General features: G+C 61.8%; 11 protein-coding genes and 1 tRNA gene. 7 read left to right on the top strand and 5 right to left on the bottom strand.

What is annotated here, in order from left to right:
- The first annotated feature begins 2 nt into the window (after positions 1-2).
- The 6 genes from pstA to B5G43_RS09435 all read left to right on the top strand — a co-directional run bounded on the left by pstA (position 3) and on the right by B5G43_RS09435 (position 9176).
- The gene (gene pstA / locus B5G43_RS09460; RefSeq protein ID WP_087260615.1) at positions 3-908 is read left to right on the top strand and encodes a phosphate ABC transporter permease PstA; all 906 of its coding nucleotides are present in this window, start codon (positions 3-5) and stop codon (positions 906-908) included.
- A 15-nt stretch (positions 909-923) separates the two neighbouring features.
- Positions 924-1685, top strand: coding sequence for a phosphate ABC transporter ATP-binding protein PstB (pstB, locus tag B5G43_RS09455; protein ID WP_087260613.1), 762 nt, complete (start codon positions 924-926; stop codon positions 1683-1685).
- Positions 1686-1700: 15 nt separating this feature from the next.
- Positions 1701-2351, top strand: a complete 651-nt coding sequence (phoU, locus tag B5G43_RS09450; RefSeq protein WP_087260610.1) for a phosphate signaling complex protein PhoU — start codon at positions 1701-1703, stop codon at positions 2349-2351.
- Between the two features lie 14 nt (positions 2352-2365).
- Positions 2366-3034 carry a response regulator transcription factor gene (locus tag B5G43_RS09445; protein ID WP_087260607.1) on the top strand — a complete coding sequence of 223 codons (669 nt, stop codon included), beginning with the start codon at positions 2366-2368 and terminating at the stop codon, positions 3032-3034.
- A 15-nt stretch (positions 3035-3049) separates the two neighbouring features.
- A complete protein-coding gene (locus B5G43_RS09440) occupies positions 3050-4777 on the top strand; it encodes an ATP-binding protein (protein WP_087260605.1) in 1728 nt (575 codons plus the stop codon).
- A 139-nt stretch (positions 4778-4916) separates the two neighbouring features.
- Entirely contained in the window at positions 4917-9176 is a 4260-nt protein-coding gene (locus tag B5G43_RS09435; protein WP_087260600.1) for an EAL domain-containing protein, read from the top strand.
- Between the two features lie 92 nt (positions 9177-9268).
- On the opposite strand, the gene B5G43_RS09430 is transcribed toward B5G43_RS09435, so the two are convergent.
- The 5 genes from B5G43_RS09430 to B5G43_RS09410 form a co-directional block, all read right to left on the bottom strand.
- Positions 9269-9344, bottom strand: a tRNA-Ala gene (locus B5G43_RS09430).
- A gap of 141 nt (positions 9345-9485) precedes the next feature.
- Positions 9486-10892: a DUF4340 domain-containing protein gene (locus tag B5G43_RS09425; RefSeq protein ID WP_087260598.1), complete on the bottom strand. Its 1407-nt coding sequence runs from the start codon at positions 10890-10892 to the stop codon at positions 9486-9488.
- A complete protein-coding gene (locus B5G43_RS09420) occupies positions 10879-12324 on the bottom strand; it encodes a GldG family protein (protein ID WP_087260596.1) in 1446 nt (481 codons plus the stop codon). The genes B5G43_RS09425 and B5G43_RS09420 overlap by 14 nt, the downstream gene beginning before the upstream one ends.
- Positions 12324-13187, bottom strand: coding sequence for an ABC transporter permease (locus B5G43_RS09415; RefSeq protein ID WP_087260594.1), 864 nt, complete (start codon positions 13185-13187; stop codon positions 12324-12326). The genes B5G43_RS09420 and B5G43_RS09415 overlap by 1 nt, the downstream gene beginning before the upstream one ends.
- On the bottom strand, positions 13184-14182 hold the full coding sequence (locus tag B5G43_RS09410; RefSeq protein ID WP_087260592.1) for an ABC transporter ATP-binding protein: 999 nt from the start codon (positions 14180-14182) through the stop codon (positions 13184-13186). Before B5G43_RS09410 ends, B5G43_RS09415 begins: the two co-directional genes overlap by 4 nt.
- A 768-nt stretch (positions 14183-14950) precedes the next feature.
- On the opposite strand from B5G43_RS09410, the gene B5G43_RS09405 reads away from it, so the two are divergent.
- Complete coding sequence (locus B5G43_RS09405; protein ID WP_158097399.1) at positions 14951-16450, top strand: ABC transporter substrate-binding protein; 1500 nt, start codon at positions 14951-14953, stop codon at positions 16448-16450.
- Positions 16451-16512 lie beyond the last annotated feature (62 nt).

The raw sequence follows: 16512 nt of genomic DNA, 5'->3' as shown, positions 1-16512 counted from the left end.
CTATGACAAATGTGATCTCTTACGTGGCGCAGGCCGAGCCCGCCAAGACCCGCCAGGGTCTGAGCATGCGCCGGCGCACCTATGATGTGGTGATGCGGGGCCTGCTCTACCTCTCGGCCGCCGTCACCTGCCTTCTTCTCCTCTTCCTCATCGGCTACATCCTCTACCGCGGTCTCCCCACGCTGAACCTGGAGTTCCTCACCAGCCAGGAGAGCGTGCTGCGGGGCACCGACGGCATCCTGCCCGCCATTCAGAACACCATCTACGTCATCGTGGTGACCCTGATCTTCGTCCTGCCCCTGGGCGTTGGCGCGGCCATCTACCTCACCGAGTACGCCACCAACCACAAGCTGGTCTCCGCCATTGAGTTTGCCACCGAGACCCTGGCCGGCATCCCCTCCATCCTCTACGCCCTGGTGGGCATGCTGGTGTTCTGCCAGGTGCTGGGCCTGGGCAAGACCCTGCTGGCCGGCGCGCTCACCCTGGTCATCATGACCCTCCCCACCATCATCCGCACCACCCAGGAGTCCCTCAAGACCGTGCCCCAGGGCTACCGGGAGGGCGCACTGGGTCTGGGCGCGGGCAAGTGGCATATGATCCGTACCATCGTCCTCCCCGGCTCCATCGACGGTATCGTCACCGGGTGCATCCTGGCCATCGGCCGCATCGTGGGCGAGTCGGCGGTGCTCATGTTCACCGCCGGTATGGGCACCACCCTTCAGAACTTCTTCAGCAGCGGCGGTCTGGTGGACAGCTCCGGCGCCACCCTCACCGTGGCCCTGTACGTCTACGCCAAAGAGCGCGCCCAGTTCGACCTGGCCTTCTCGGTGGCTGTGGTGCTGCTGGCCATCACGCTGATCATCAACCTGGCCGCCAAGCTGGTGGGCAAGCGTCTGAGAAAGAAATAAAAGGTGAATTGGGATATGAACGAGAAAACGATCATCAAAGCGGAGAATCTGGACCTCTATTACGGCGAGAACCGTGCCCTGAAGTCCATCAACATGGAGATCCCCGAGCGGTGCATCACCGCCCTCATCGGCCCCTCCGGCTGCGGCAAATCTACCTTCCTGCGGACCATCAACCGCATGAACGACCTGATCCCCGGCGTGAAGATCACCGGCTCCCTCCGTTACCGGGAGCAGGACATCTACGCCCCCGGCCTCGATGTGACCTGGCTGCGCAAGCAGATCGGCATGGTGTTCCAGAAGGCCAATCCCTTCCCCATGTCCATCTATGACAACATCGCCTACGGCCCCCGCACCCACGGCATCCGCAACAAGAGCCAGCTGGACGACATCGTGGAGGAGTCCCTCCGGGGCGCCGCCATCTGGGACGAGGTGAAGGACCGCCTCAAAAAGTCCGCCCTGGGCCTCTCCGGCGGCCAGCAGCAGCGCCTGTGCATCGCCCGCGCCCTGGCCGTGAAGCCCGACGTCCTCCTCATGGACGAGGCCACCTCCGCTCTGGACCCCATCTCCACCTCCAAGATCGAAGAGCTTGCGGTGGAACTGAAAAAGGATTACACTATCATCATGGTCACCCACAACATGCAGCAGGCCACCCGTGTGTCCGATAAGTGCGCCTTTTTCCTGCTGGGCGAGCTCATCGAGTTCGGCGACACCACCCAGCTCTTCTCCATGCCCAAGGACAAGCGGACCGAGGATTACATCACCGGCCGCTTCGGATAACACAAGGAGGCCAATATGAGAAAAACCTTTGATTCCGAGCTTCATGAGCTGGGGACTGAGATGATCGACATGGCCGCGGCCGCTGAGGACGCCATCGACCTGGTCACCTCTTCCCTGGCATCCCCCGACCGCCGTCAGGCCCATCAGGCCATCGACCTCACCCACACCATGGATCAGATGGAGCGCTCCATCGAGAACCGCTGCCTGCGCCTGCTGCTCCAGCAGCAGCCTGTGGCCCGGGACCTGCGCACCATTTCGGCGGCGCTGAAGATGGTCACCGACTTGCAGCGCATCGGCGACCAGTGCGCCAACATCGCCGAGATCTCCCTGCTCCTGGCCCAGAACCAGGCCGGCAGCGACCTGACCCACATCCGCACCATGAGCCAGAAGGCCGGCTTCATGGTCAAGCGGGCCATCTTTGCCTACGTCAACCGGGACCAGGGCGCCGCGGCGGAGGTCATCGGTCTGGACGACGAGGTGGATGAGCTCTTCCGGGCCGAGAAGAACGAGCTGGTGGAGCTCATCGTCAACAACCGCGAGAGCGCCGACCAGGCCATCGACCTCATCATCATCGCCAAGTACCTGGAGCGCATCGCCGACCACGCGGTGAACATCGCCCAGTGGGCCATCTACTGCGTCACCGGCACCCTGGCCACACCCACCTAAAGGAGGAAGCCCCCATGTCCAATGCCATCGTCATCGTAGAGGATGACAGCAGCATCCGCGAAATGCTCCGCTATTACTTTCAGTCCACCGGGTACGACGCCCGGGTGTATGAGTCCGCCGAGGAGTTTTTCGCCGCCGAGGCCGGTCTCACGCCCCCTGTGATCTATCTGCTGGACATCATGCTGCCCGGCATGGACGGACTGGAGCTCCTGCGCCGCCTGCGCGCCGGCCGGGACACCGCCGAGGTCCCCGTCATCATGCTCACCGCCCGCACCGCCGAGATGGACCGGGTCACCGGCCTGGAAAACGGTGCGGACGACTATGTCGTGAAGCCCTTCGGCCTGATGGAGCTGCAGGCCCGCATCAAGGCCGTGCTCCGCCGCACCCACCGGCGGGAGGACGGCCTGCTTCGCTGCGGCGAGCTGGAGATCGACCCCGCCGCCCGCACCGTCCGCCGCGCCGGCGTTCCGGTGGAGCTGACTTATAAGGAATTCGAGCTGCTGCGCCTGCTGGTCTCCCGGCGGGGCGCGGTGCTCACCCGGGATGAGATCCTCCACACGGTCTGGGACTACGACTTCACCGGCGAGACCCGCACGGTGGACATGCATATCAAATCCCTGCGCCAGAAGCTGGGCGACGGGCTCATCTCCACCGTCCGGGGCGTGGGCTATAAGATCGACTGAGGAGCGTATCCGCCTATGAAAAAACGTCTGACCGCCACCACCTTCCTCATCGTCCTGGTCGCTCTGCTGGTGTCCAACGCCATGGGCGTGTGGTTTCTCTTCAACCAGGAGCGGGACGATTCTCTGGAGAGTCTGAAGGAACTGCTGATCCTCATGGACAGCCAGAGCCAGATCACCAACGCCCAGGCCGCCGCCGAGCAGTTCCGGCAGGCCGCCCCGGACAAGCGCCTGACCATCATCGACACCGACGGCACCGTTCTGGTGGACACCGACGCCGACGCCGACAGCCTGGAGAACCACGCCAGCCGTCCTGAGGTGGCCTCCGCCCTGGCCACCGGCTGGGGCGAGGACACCCGCGCCTCCGACACGGTGGGCGTGCCCATGCTCTATGTGGCCAAGCGCTTCACCGACGGCATGATCGGCCGGGCCTCCATGCCCCTGTCCTCCATCGACAGCCTGGTCTGGCGGGGCGCCGCCGGCCTGCTGGCCGCGTCGGTGGTGGCCCTGCTGCTGGTCCTGGCCCTCTCCCGCCGGATGGCCCAGCGGGCCGTGGCCCCTCTGGGCGCGGTGAGCGACGCCCTGTCCAGCGTGCTGGCCGGGTCCGCCCCCACCAGTCTGGACGCCTACCGCAGCGACGACGAGCTGCGGCCCATCCTGCGCTACATCGACAAGCTGGTGGAGCGCCTGGGCGACTCCATCCAGAGCCTGACCAGTGAGCGGGACAAGGTCAACCTGATCCTGGACTGCATGGACGAGGGCTTCCTCCTCCTGGACGAGAAGGGCGGGCTGCTGGCCTCCAACCGGGCCGCCCGGGAGCTCTTCGGCGTGCCGGAGGACTCCAGCGACCTGTCGGGCCTGCTGATCCACACCCGCAGCCGCCGCCTCCGGGAGGCCTTGGAACAGTGCCACAGCCAAAAGACCCAGGTGGTCCTGGATGTGGACGACCTGCCCCTGCCCGGGCGCAGCCTGCGCTTCTTCCTCTCCCCCGTGTCGGGGCAGCAGTACGAGGGGCAGCGGGTGGGCACCTCCATCCTCCTGTCCGACGTCACCGAGCTCAAGCGGGCCGAGCACATCCGCAACGACTTCACCGCCAACGTCTCCCACGAGCTCAAGACCCCCCTCACCTCCATCAAGGGCTTTGCCGATATGCTCTCCTCCGGCATGGTCACCGAGCCGGCCGACCAGAAGCGCTTCTCCTCCCTCATCGGGGTGGAGGTGGACCGGCTCATCGCCCTCATCAACGACATTCTCAAAATCTCCGAGCTGGACTCGGTGGCCATCGACCAGGAGGGCGCCTCCGCCCCGCTGCTGGCCACCGCCCAGGAGGTCGCCGGTCTTTTGGAGCTGAAGGCCGGGGAGCAGCAGGTCACCATCACCGTCTCCGGTGAGGAGTGTACCGCCGCCATCTCCCCCGACCGGCTCCGGGAGGTCATCCTCAACCTGGCCGAGAACGGGCTCAAATACAACCGCCCCGGCGGAAGCGTCACCGTCACCACCGCCTGTGAGGGCGACCATGCCGTCCTCACCGTGGCCGACACCGGCATCGGCATCCCGCCGGAAGCCCTCCCCCGCATCTTCGAGCGCTTCTACCGGGTGGACCCGGGCCGCGCCCGCAAGGCCGGCGGCACCGGGCTGGGTCTGGCCATCGTCAAGCACATCGTGGCCCTCTACGGCGGCCGCATCCAGGTGGACAGCCAGGTGGACCAGGGCAGCACCTTCCGCATCACCCTCCCCCGCGCCTGACCGCCCTGCGCCGGCGTTCCCCCAAAAGGGAACGCCGGCCTTTTTGTTTGCCCCAGAATGGATTTGTATTGCGGCACTGTTCTGTGATATAATCCACTCATCCCGCCCCGGCGGAAGAACATCGAAAGTTGGAATATCCATGGATCTGACCGCACAAAACCCTCTGAATATCTACCGGAGCTTCTGGGATTTTCTCAGCGAGAGTTCCAATGATTACTACTTCTATCTGGACTTCTCCACCCTGCGCATCTACTTCTCCAGCAACATCCGGGCCCACTATGACGTGCTGCCGGCGGACCGGGAATACTGCACGGTGGCGGATTGGAAGCGCCTGGTCCACCCCCGGGACCTGCCCAAGCTGCAGGAGGTCTATCAGCTGGTCCTGTCCGGGCAGCTGGTCCTGCACAACGTGGATTACCGGGTGCTCAGCAAGGCTGGAGAGCTGCTGTGGATCAACAGCCGGGGCAAGATCCATTACAGTGACCGCGGGGAGCCCCAGTGGATGGTGGGCCGTCTCTCAGACAGCGCGCTGCGCAACAAGGCCGACCACTTCACCGGCGCGTTCAATATGGAGAGCCTGAAGGAGGAGCTGCAGCAGATCCAGCGGGACGAGACCGACGGATTTTTGCTGGTGGTGGGCGTGGACGACCTGAAGGCCATCAACCTGAAAAAGGGCCGCGCCTTCGGCGACGGCATTCTGAAACACGCCGCCGAGGCCCTGGAGGACGCCACCCTGGGCGAGCGGCGGATCTACCGCCTCAACGGCGACTGCTTCGCCGTCACCTGCCCCCAGGCCTCCGCCGACGATGTGCGGGCCATTTTTCACCAGACCCAGCGGCGGCTGGAGGGGCTGTGTACCCTCTCCGGCGGATGTGTCCCCTTCCGGGAGTACCCCGCCCTGGACGCCTGCACCCTCTACCAGTACGCCGAGACCTCCCTGGACCACGCCAAGGCCCAGGGTAAGAATATGCTCCGCTTCTTCTGCGCCGAGGACTACGAGCGTGAGATCGTGGCCATGGAGCTGAAGGAGGACCTGCAAACCAGCATCAAGTCCGGTTTTTCCGGCTTTTCCCTGTGCTATCAGCCCCAGATCCACTCCAACTCCTACCGCCTGTATGGGGCCGAGGCGCTGCTGCGCTACTCCTCGCCCCGGCGGGGTCCCATCTCTCCGGCGGAGTTCATCCCCATCCTGGAGCAGACCAAGCTGGTCTGTCCCGTGGGCCTCTGGGTGCTGGACACCGCCCTGGACCAGTGCCGGCTCTGGCGCCGCCTGCAGCCGGATTTCCACATCAGCGTCAACATGTCCTTCGCCCAGCTCCAGGAGGAGGACATCGTCACCCAGGTGCTGGCCTCCCTGCGCCGCAGCGGCCTGCCCGGCAGCGCCCTGACCATCGAGGTCACCGAGAGCATGCAGCTGCTGGACTACCAGGCCGCCAACACCATCTTTCGCCAGTGGAAAAACCACGGCATCGAGATTGCGGTGGACGATTTCGGCACCGGCTACTCCAGCCTGGGCCGCCTGAAGGAGATGGAGATCGACGAGATCAAGATCGACCGCTGCTTCGTCCGCCAGATCCAGCACAGCGCCTACAATTACCGCCTGCTGAGCAACATGCTGGAGCTGGCCGACAGCTGCCAGATCCGGGTATGCTGCGAGGGCATCGAGACCGAGGAGGAGCTGACCACGCTGGAGGAGCTCCAGCCCGCGCTGCTCCAGGGCTTCCTCTTCTCCCGCCCCTGTCCCCCGTCGGAGCTGGAGGAGCGCTATTTTCAGCCGGAATCCCCGCTCTACCAGAGCCGGGTCCAGGCGGAGGAAGACTACCGCCGCCGGGTCCACCCCCTGCCCATCCCCCCTTCCGTGTCCTGGTCGGAAAATGAGATCGCCCGGCTCCTGCTGGAGGCGGAAAACGACATCTTCTACATCAGCGACATGGACACCTATGAGCTCTACTACCTCAATCCGGCCGGTCAAAAGCTCTTCGGCGTGCGGGATTACCACGGCCGCAAGTGCTACAAGGTCCTCCAGGGCCTGGACGAGCCCTGTCCCTTCTGCACCAACCCCATGCTGCGCCAGGACGACTTCTACATCTGGGAGCAGGAAAACGACTACTGCGGCCGCCATTTTCTTCTCAAGGACAAGGTGGTGTATTACCAGAACAAGCGCCTGCGCATGGAGGTGGCCCTGGACATCACCAAGCGGGAGTTCATCAGTCAAAGCGCCCAGGCCAAGCTGGACTTCGCCGCGCAGATCGTGGGCTATGTGGACACCCTCTCGGAGCACACCGACTTCCGGGAGGCGGTGGACCAGGTGCTGGCCTCGGTGGGTGAGTTCTACAAGGCCGACCGGGCCTACCTCTTCGAGCCCACCCCCGACCGGTCGGGGTACTGGGACAACACCTTCGAGTGGTGCTCCGAGCGGGTCACGTCCCAGATGGACCACCTCCAGCAGCTGCCGCCCCGCCTGCTGGCGCGCTGGATGAGCCTGTTCCAGCAGGATCAATCGGTGGTGCTCCTCAACCTGGAGCCCCTGCGCCAGTCCGACCCCGATGAGTGGCGCGTCCTGAGCCGTCAGGGCATCCGCCGCCTCATCGCCGTGCCCATCCGGGACAAGGGGCAGCTGCTGGGCTTCCTGGGGGTGGACAACCCCCGCCACGCCATCCAGGACGACGCCCAGGTCCGGGTGCTCTCCGCCTTCCTGCTCCACCGCATCCGCCAGGAGCGCAACGAAAAGCGCTATCAGCAGCTGCTGCGCACCAATTTCTGCGATGTCTTTGACACGCTGAATCTGGGCCTGTGGGTGATCCGCCTGTCCCAGGACCGCACCCAGCAGGAGATGCTGGCCAACGACACCATGCACCGCGTCCTGGGCCTCTCCGACACCCCCACGCCCCAGGCCTGCTACCAGTTCTGGTACTCCCGCATCAACGAGGGCTATTACCACTATGTCAATCAGTCCCTGGAGCAGATGATCGAGTCCGGCCGCACCGTGCAGCTGGAGTACACCTGGCGTCACCCCACCCGGGGCGAAGTGCTGGTGCGCTGCACCGGCATCCGCATGCCGGACGAGCACGGGATGATCTGCCTCAAGGGCTACCACCGCATCATCAGCGACATCGAGCAGCCCCAGTACCTCCCCTCCTCCTGTGTGCGGGATATTTTTGAATACAATGAGTTGAATCGGAGCATCTTTTTCCACACCGGACGGGTGCTGCTGCTGGGGGAGGACACCCACGAGACCAATTTCCCCCAGTGCTGGATCGACAGCGGCATCGTCCACCCCCACTTTGTCTCCGAGTTCCGCGCCGCCTTCTCCCGCCTGCGCTCCAAGGAGCACTCCACCCATCTGGAGCTCCTGCTCAAGAGCAAGAGCGGGACCTATGAGTGGTTCAAGCTGACGGTGCAGCACCTCAGCCAGGAGCAGAAGGATCTGGACACCGTCATCATCCTGCTGGAGCCCGCCGGGATGGAGCGGGTGATGGAGCTGGAGTACATGCGCATGCGCCGGTTCTATCAGGCCCTGCTCTCCGAGGCCATCGCCTACGCCGAGGTGGACCTGGAGAGTGGCCAGCTCAAGTCGGTGGGCGGCCTGTGGCACATCTACCAGCAGGATTACCGCCTCCACTCCCAGCATTTCATCGACCTGCTCCAGCAGAAGCTGGCCAAGTTCCTCCCGCCGGAGGAGCTGGATTTCCTCAAACGCTACCGGGACCCCGCCTGCTGGGACGAGATGTTTGAGCGGCAGGAGACCAGCTCCCGCTTCTGCTACCGCCGCCTGGTGGGCGAATCCCTGCGCTGGGTGGAGTTCACCATCTACCTCTTCCGGGAGGAAATCACCCGCAACGTCTACGCGCTGATCTATCTGAAGGACATCAACGCCGAAAAGGAGCGGGAGTTCGCCCAGGCGGAGGCCGCCAGTCGGGACCCGCTGACCAACATCTACAACCGGGCGGCCTTCCAGCGGGAGATGAGCCGCTGCATCTCCTCCGCTCCCGGCCCCTGCGGGACGCTGATGCTGCTGGACATCGACAATTTCAAGGCCATCAACGACCGCAGCGGACACCTGGAGGGAGACCGGGCCCTGAAGACCGTGGCCGACCTGCTCCTCTCCGCGTTCCGGAAACAAGACATCGTGGGGCGCATGGGCGGCGACGAGTTCCTGGTCTTTATCCAGGGCGACTTCCCCCGCCCCCGCCTGGAGGAGCGCCTGCGCATGCTGCTGGAGACCCTCCAGTCTGTCCCCGGCATGACCCTGTCGGGCAGCATCGGGCTGACCCGCGTCTACGGCGGCAATTCCTTTGACTACTCCCACGTGCTGGGTCAGGCGGACACCGCCCTCTACCACAGCAAACGCAGCGGCAAGAACCGCTTCTGCTTCTTTGAAGATCTCCCGGGCGAATAAACAGACGGTGCCCCGGCTCTTGCGAGCCGGGGCACCAGTTCTCTCTGTCCAGGAAAAGAAAAAGACCTGAAATCATCAGATTTCAGGTCTTTTGGTGGAGATAAGCGGGATCGAACCGCTGACCTCTTGAATGCCATTCAAGCGCTCTCCCAGCTGAGCTATACCCCCAAATTCACTTGTCGCGGCGCTCACTCGCACCGAACAAAAAGTATTATACGCATGTCTCTCCCAAAAGTCAACCCCTTTTTTATTTTTTTACGAAAGGCGGCGGGGCGGCGGCTGTATCAGCCGCCGCCCCATCACACACACTCAAAGCACAATGGCGTTGATCGCTTCGATCAGGTCCACCACCGAGGCGCGGGGCACCAGAGACACCGGCGTCCCGTCCACCACGGCCAGGCACTGTTCGCCATCCCAGCGGTAGAGGGCGATCTCCACCGACTGGACGTTCTCGTTGTCCAGGGTCAGGGTGAGGCGGACCTCCTCCTTCTCCGTGGGGCTCTCCTCCGTGAAGCTGGAGGCGGTCAGGCCCTCCAGGGCCTCCTGGAGATCGGCGATGTCCAGCTCCTCCTCCCCGTAGGTGAAGGTCTTTTTGTCGCCGCTGCCCTGGGCGGTGATGGTGTAGGTCTGGCCCTCCAGCTCCACCTCCAGGCTGGTGACCTCCTCGAAGTCGCCGGTAAAGACCTCCTGGTGGCGCAGGTCGTCGTAAGAGGCCGCCATCAGCGCCTCGTACTGGGCGCCGCTGATCTGGTAGAGGATGGGGGACTCACCCACCCGGGCATAGGCGGTGATCTCCTCCTCTTCGTCCTCTTCGGAAGTCTCGTCGGTTTCTGCGGCGGCGGCCAGCTCGTCGGGGTCACGGCTCACGGAGATGGTAAAGGTACCGCTCTCCTCCTGGCCGTCCTCCCCCTCCGAGGTGTACTGCACCGTAACCGTCAGCTCGGGATCATCCAGCCCGCAGGACTGGATCTCCTCCTCGGTGGCGTTGTAGGTCACATAGTCGGTCAGGCTGAGGCCGTGCAGGGTGTCCAGATAGTCCTCCACCCGGTCGGTGTCCAGGGCCAGATACGCGCCGTCCTTCTGGACGAAATAGACGTCGTCCGCGCAGGCGGTGTAGGGGTTCTCCTCCTGATAGGCGGCCTCATAGGTCTCGGTACCCGCAACGGTCAGGCTCTGGACCTGATCAAATGCAGGGACCTCGTCGTTGTCGATGAGGTCGCTGAGCTCCACATCGAACTGGTCCATGGGGTCCTCCTCCACCAGATAGACGTTCCCGTCGCCGATGGAGACATAGCGCTGGGAGTCCATGGTGCTGTAAGCACCCAGCTGGATCTCATAGCTGGTCTCGCCGGCGGTCAGGTCGATGGTGCACACCGGCTCATCCAGGCCGTACTGGGCGTAATCGGTGACTTCCTCGATGACGAAGGCCGCGCGGAAGTCCTGGAACTGCTCCAGAAGCTCCTCAATGTGCTCCTCGTCCACCGGGAAGGCCTCGTCCTCGTCGTACAGCCAGTTCTCATCCTTGTGGAAGGCCAGGGTGGCCGTCTCCGTTTCCCACGAGAGGGACTGGACCTCGCTGGTCTCCACGGACAGGATCTGATCGCCGCTGGTGCGGATCTGCTCCTGCTTTTCCTCGTACTGCACCACCACCAGCGTCACGGCACAGAGCACGGCCAGCACGCCCAGCAGGATATAAAGCCGTTTAGCCCGCTTCATGCTGCTCCCTCCTTCTCTTCAGAATCACCAGGATACCCATGCCCAGATAGGCCAGCGGGACCACGCCGATCATGATGGTCTTGAGCATGGAGGCGGTGGAATCGCTGATGGACAGGTAGTTGTAGTTCAGCGACTTGCTGCGGATGGCCATGGCCTCGGTCTCGCCGATGAGGGAGGACAGGGCATTCATCGCCACGTCGGAGTTGGAGCCGGAGGACAGGGCGTTGTACATGTCGTCCAGGAAGGAGGCGGAAGAGAACCAGACGATCTGGCCCTCGCTGCCGCAGTCGATGGACACCGCCAGGGCAAAGGGCCCGTCGATGTCGCCGTCCTCCTTCTCGTAGGTGGTGAGGTCGTACCCTGCCACCTTGCTGAAGGCCTCGTCGGAGGTGGTCATCAGTGTGGTCACGGCGCTGTTGCTCTCGTCCACCAGCAGGCCCGTGGAGATGGGCATGTTGGGATAGTAGTTCTCCGCAATGAGGGAGTCGGTAATGGCGTGGCTGTACATGTCGGGCAGGAGCACATAGGGATAGCCGGTGTAGTGCTCCCGGTCGCCCTCCACCACGATGCCGTCACAGGGCTCCACGCCGTAGTCGGCCAGGAGGCTGTACAGGTTCGTCAGGTCGCTCTCCTTGCTGGGACCGGCCATTACCAGCAGCTTGCCGCCGCTCTGGGTGTAGTCGGTCAGCATGTCCACCTCTTCCTGGGACAGGTCGGAGGAGGGCTCATAGATCAGGATGCAGTCAGCCTCCTCGGGGATGGCGTCCACGGTGAGCAGGGAGAGGGTGTTGAGCTCGATGTTCTCCTTTTCGATCTGCTCGCTGAAGGTGGCGGGCAGCTCCGCCTCGCCGTGGCCCTCCAGGACATAGAGCTGGGGCAGGTCCTCGGTGACCACATAGTCAATGGCGGAGGTGATGGTGCCCTCACCGTCAAAGGAGGTGCTGTAACTGTACGAGTACATGTCCGCCTCCTGGATATAGATGTCATCATATCCGATGAAGCGGCTGCGCTCGCCGCACTCCACCACCAGGCTGTTGTTCTTCACCGTCTCGTCGGTGTACTGCTCGGCAAAGGTGGGGTAGACGTCGGGGTTCTTCTTCTCCACATGGATGTGGTCGGAGAGGCTGTCATACTTGTTCAGCAGCGTCTCGATCACGTCGTCCTCCTCGCCGGACTGGACGATCCAGTAGATGGTCACATCCTCCTGCAGGCCGTTGACCACCACCTTGGTGTTGCTGGTGATGGAGTAGAGCTTGGCGGAGCTGATGTCATATTTGGTCAGGGTAGCGGGCAGGGCGGAGACCAGGATGTTCACCACCACCAGGATGGCCAGGACCACCGCCGTGGCCATCAGGGAATAGGAACCGCCCTGAAACGCGGCGCGGTTGCGCCCGGCCGCCTCCCGCTCCGGAAGGAGCTTCCAGCGTTTCATCAGTTATACCTCCTCTTCTCCAGGGACTGTACCGACAGGAACAGGAAAAAGGTGATGACCGACAGGTAGTACACGATGGCGGTCAGGTCAAACACGCCGCTGACGAAGGTCTGGAACCGCTCGAACAGGGAGAGCTGTTTCATAATGGCGGGCAGCAGGCCCTCGAAGCTCTCGGCGTTCAGATAGGCGGCCAGGCACAGCGCCGCCAGCAGCACCAGCGCCACGGCATAGGCCAGATTCTCGTTCTTGGTCAGGTAGCGGATCAGGGCGCCCAGGGCCAGAATCAGCACCGCCAGGGCCACGATGGAGCCGAAGGAGGTGGAGGACACGTACTCCGAGAGGCTGACGCTGTAATAGTTGAACAGGATCACCGCGATGCTGATGCCGGCGGCCAGGCCCTGATTCTCGGTCAGCGAGGAGAGGAACACACCCACAGCCACCAGCGCGGCTCCCATGAGGAAGATGGCAAAGAGGGAGCCGTAGGAGGTGGGCAGATACACATCGCCGAACTGGGCGAAGAGCAGCGGATAGAGGGAAATAAGGGCCAGCGGGATGAGGTAGACCACCAGCAGGGCGGCATACTTCCCCAGCACCACCTGGGTGGTGGTGATGGGCAGGGAGTAGAGGAGCTGGTCGGTCCGCTGCCGGCGCTCCTCCGCGATGACCCGCATGGTCAGGATGGGGACGATGACCACAAAGACGATGCTTCCGAAGCTGAGCACATATTCAAAATTGCTCACCGCCGCCTGCAGATTGTACAGCATGGCGCCGAAGCCCACGATGGCCAGCAGGAACGCGCCGAACACGTAGGCGGTGAAGGAGTGGAAATAGCTGCGCAGCTCGTGTTTCCAGACCGCAATCATGCCTGCTTCTCCTCCTCTTCTTGTTCTTGATGTTCTTCCGGCGCGTCAGACGCACCGGCGGCCGGGCCGGTCAGCTCCAGGAAGATGTCCTCCAGGCTGGCCTTCTTCAGGTTGAGCTCCAGCAGGGGCCGTCCCCGCTCCGCAAAGGCGAAGAACAGGGACCGGGACAGGTCGTACAGGTCGCGGCTGTCGGTCTTGAGGCTGGCCGACACTCTGCCCGCCTCCGGCTCCTCCAGGCGCAGGTCGGAGATGTGCTCCAGCCCCGCCAGTAGCTCCCGCACCTCATCGGCGCCGGCCTCGGCGGTGAAGTGGATCTCATTGCCCGAAAGCAGGCTCTGCTCCAGTCGGTCCGGCGTGTCGAAGGCCGCCAGGTGGCCGTGGGCAATGATGAGGATCTGGTCACAGATGGCCTGGACCTCGGAGAGGATGTGGGAGCTGAAGATGACGGTGTGCTCCCGGCCCAGCTCCTTGATGAGATCCCGGATCTCGATGATCTGGATGGGGTCCAGGCCCACGGTGGGCTCATCCAGAATGATGACCTTGGGGCTGCCCAGCAGCGCCTGAGCGATACCCACCCGCTGCTTGTAGCCTTTGGAGAGGGCCGCGATGCGCCGCCCGCGCACCTCTCCGATGCGGACCTGCTCGATGACCTGGTTGATCTGCCGGGTCAGCTCCTCGCCCCGCAGGCCCTTGGCCTCGCCCACAAAGCGCAGATACTCCGCCGGCGTCTCGTTCATATAGAGGGGCGGCTGCTCGGGGAGATAGCCGATGAGCCGCTTGGCCTCATGGGCGTCCTCGAAGATGTCGTAGCCGCCCACCGTCACACTGCCCGCCGAGGCAGAGAGACAGCCGGTCATCATGTTCATCGTGGTGGTCTTGCCCGCCCCGTTGGGCCCCAGGAAGCCATAGACATGGCCTTCCTGGATGTCAAAGGACAGGTCATCCACCGCTAAAAAATCGCCGTAGTATTTGGTCAGGTGCTGGACCTTTATCATGGAGAAGCCTCCTCACGGTGTGATGAGCGCCGGCACTGGGGGCCGGCTCGCAGGGATTAGTGTAAACCACTTCCCTAAAGCGGCGCTAAAGAAACCGGCCCTCCGGCAGAAATCTCCCCTCTCCCACTCCAAGCTGCTGTACGCATTCCGCCTCTCACAAGAGTGCTCCGGAGAGAGAAAGTTTTGGTTTATTCCCCGTTATCCGCGGATATATTATGTTTATTTATAAATCCGAAGTGCCGCGTCAGTATCACTTCAATATTTACTTTTTCACCCAAATCTTTTCCATTTTATTCCCTTATAATATTAGAAAACAATTTCTTCACAAAGAAAACCAGAGTGTTGAGAAAAACTTTAAAATTTTTATCAAATAGGAATTGCGAATATTTTGTCGATATAAATCGAAAATCACAATGGCTTGATGTATTTACACCTGCATCTGAGCATAATAAGCTTTCACAAGCAAACCTCTATTTTCAGAGCGCTATTTGTGCAATTATGCACAGATGCCTCTGGGCAGAGAGGTTCAGCTTGCTTCTTTTCCGGCAGCACAGCGTGCTACCGGGCAGAACAAACTCAATTTATTGGGAGGGTACTATGAAACAATTCCGATCGGTATGCTGTCTCATTCTGGCGTCCATTCTATGTCTTTCTCTGCTGGCTTCATGCGGAGGAAACAGCGATCCTGATGCCTCCCCGTCCACATCGGCCGGTGCCGCTTCCTCTGCCACTGAGGACGCCACTTATGCTGATACCATTATCTTCTCTATGACCAGTACGCCTACCGGCACCTTTTTCCTGAATTTCGGTGTTCCCGATTACAGCGGCGGTATTGCCTGGATGGTACATGCGCCGATGCTGGTGCCCAATGCCTCTGGTGAGTTGGAGCCCTATCTGGCCAAATCCTATGAAGTCTCTGAGGATGGTACCGTCTATACGTTCCACCTGTGCGAAAATGCTATGTGGAACGACGGTGAACCAGTTACGGCGGACGATGTGGCCTTTACCTTCATGCAGTTGGCTGATCCCACCAATGATGGCCTGTTGAAGGACAACGCTCTGTACATCAAGGGCGTTCAGGCCTATCGGGATGGTACTGCGGATACTGTGGAAGGTCTCCGGGTCATCGACGAGCACACCATCGAAATCACTCTGGAGCAGTATTACTCCAAGGGCCTTTCCTTTATCGGGCAGGTCCAGATCTACCCGGAGCACATCTGGGCCGGCATCCCGTACTCAGAGATCGAAAATCAGGACCGCCAGATGCTGGATTATCCTGTTGGCTACGGTCCCTATAAGGTCGTGGAATTCGTGCAGGGCGAGTATGTCCGACTGGAAGCCAATGAGGACTTCTTCCTGGGCGCACCTCTGACCAAGAACATCGTAGTCAAGGTGGTCAACAGCGACTCGGTCTCTGCCGAGCTGATGAGTGGATCCATTGACATCGCAGACGTGACCAACCTGACCAACGCGGAGCTGAGCACACTGGAGGGCCAGGGATTCGATGTGGCGACCTGCTACTATGACCTGTTCCAAACCATGAGCTTCAACTATAACAAAATGTATTATCCGCTGGAGCTGCGCAAGGCGATCCAGTATGCCATTGACCGCCAGGGCATCGTAGACAGTCTGCTGGAAGGCCGTGGAACTGTCAGCAATATGTTGATGACCGCCGCCAGCTGGGCCTATCCCGCAGATGTGGAGGGCGTAGAACAGGATATAGACAAGGCTAAGGAATATCTGACCCAGGCCGGCTACGTGGATGTAAACGGTGACGGCTATGTGGAAGATCCCAATGGTCAGCCCTTCTCCATGGAGATTCTGTATCCCACCGGTTTGAAGGTCCGGGAACAGAGCGCAGTGGTCTTCCAGGAAAACCTAGCCGATATTGGTATTAAAGTAGAACTGACGACCAGCGCAGATTTCAGTGCTCTCTTCGACATTCAGGCGGAGAACCACCACGACCTGTTCCTGATGGGCTATGGCGTGGATAATGTGGATCCCGATCCCTCCAACTTTATCACAGAGACCTACGGCTTTGACGAAAAGGCCATTTCTCTTGCGGAGGAGGCCGCCTCTACCCCCGACGAGGAGACCAGAAAGGCGCTGTATAAGGAACTGGCGGAGATCATCCGGGATAACGTACCCATTCTCTGTCTCTACAATCAAGAGCGTGCCTATGCCTATCCCGCCGAGCTGATCAATTATGAACCCGGCACTTTCAACCAGTATTACAACATCCATAAGTGGGCCATTCCTGTGCAGTAAATCTGCGTGGGGGCGGGGATGCCGTATTTGTGGCATCCCCGCCCCCTGTTTCATTAACGAGC

Source organism: Flavonifractor sp. An92 (assembly GCF_002159175.1).
In the GTDB taxonomy this organism is placed as follows: Bacteria; Bacillota; Clostridia; order Oscillospirales; family Oscillospiraceae; genus Pseudoflavonifractor_A.
This window is presented reverse-complemented; position numbering and strand designations above follow the sequence as displayed.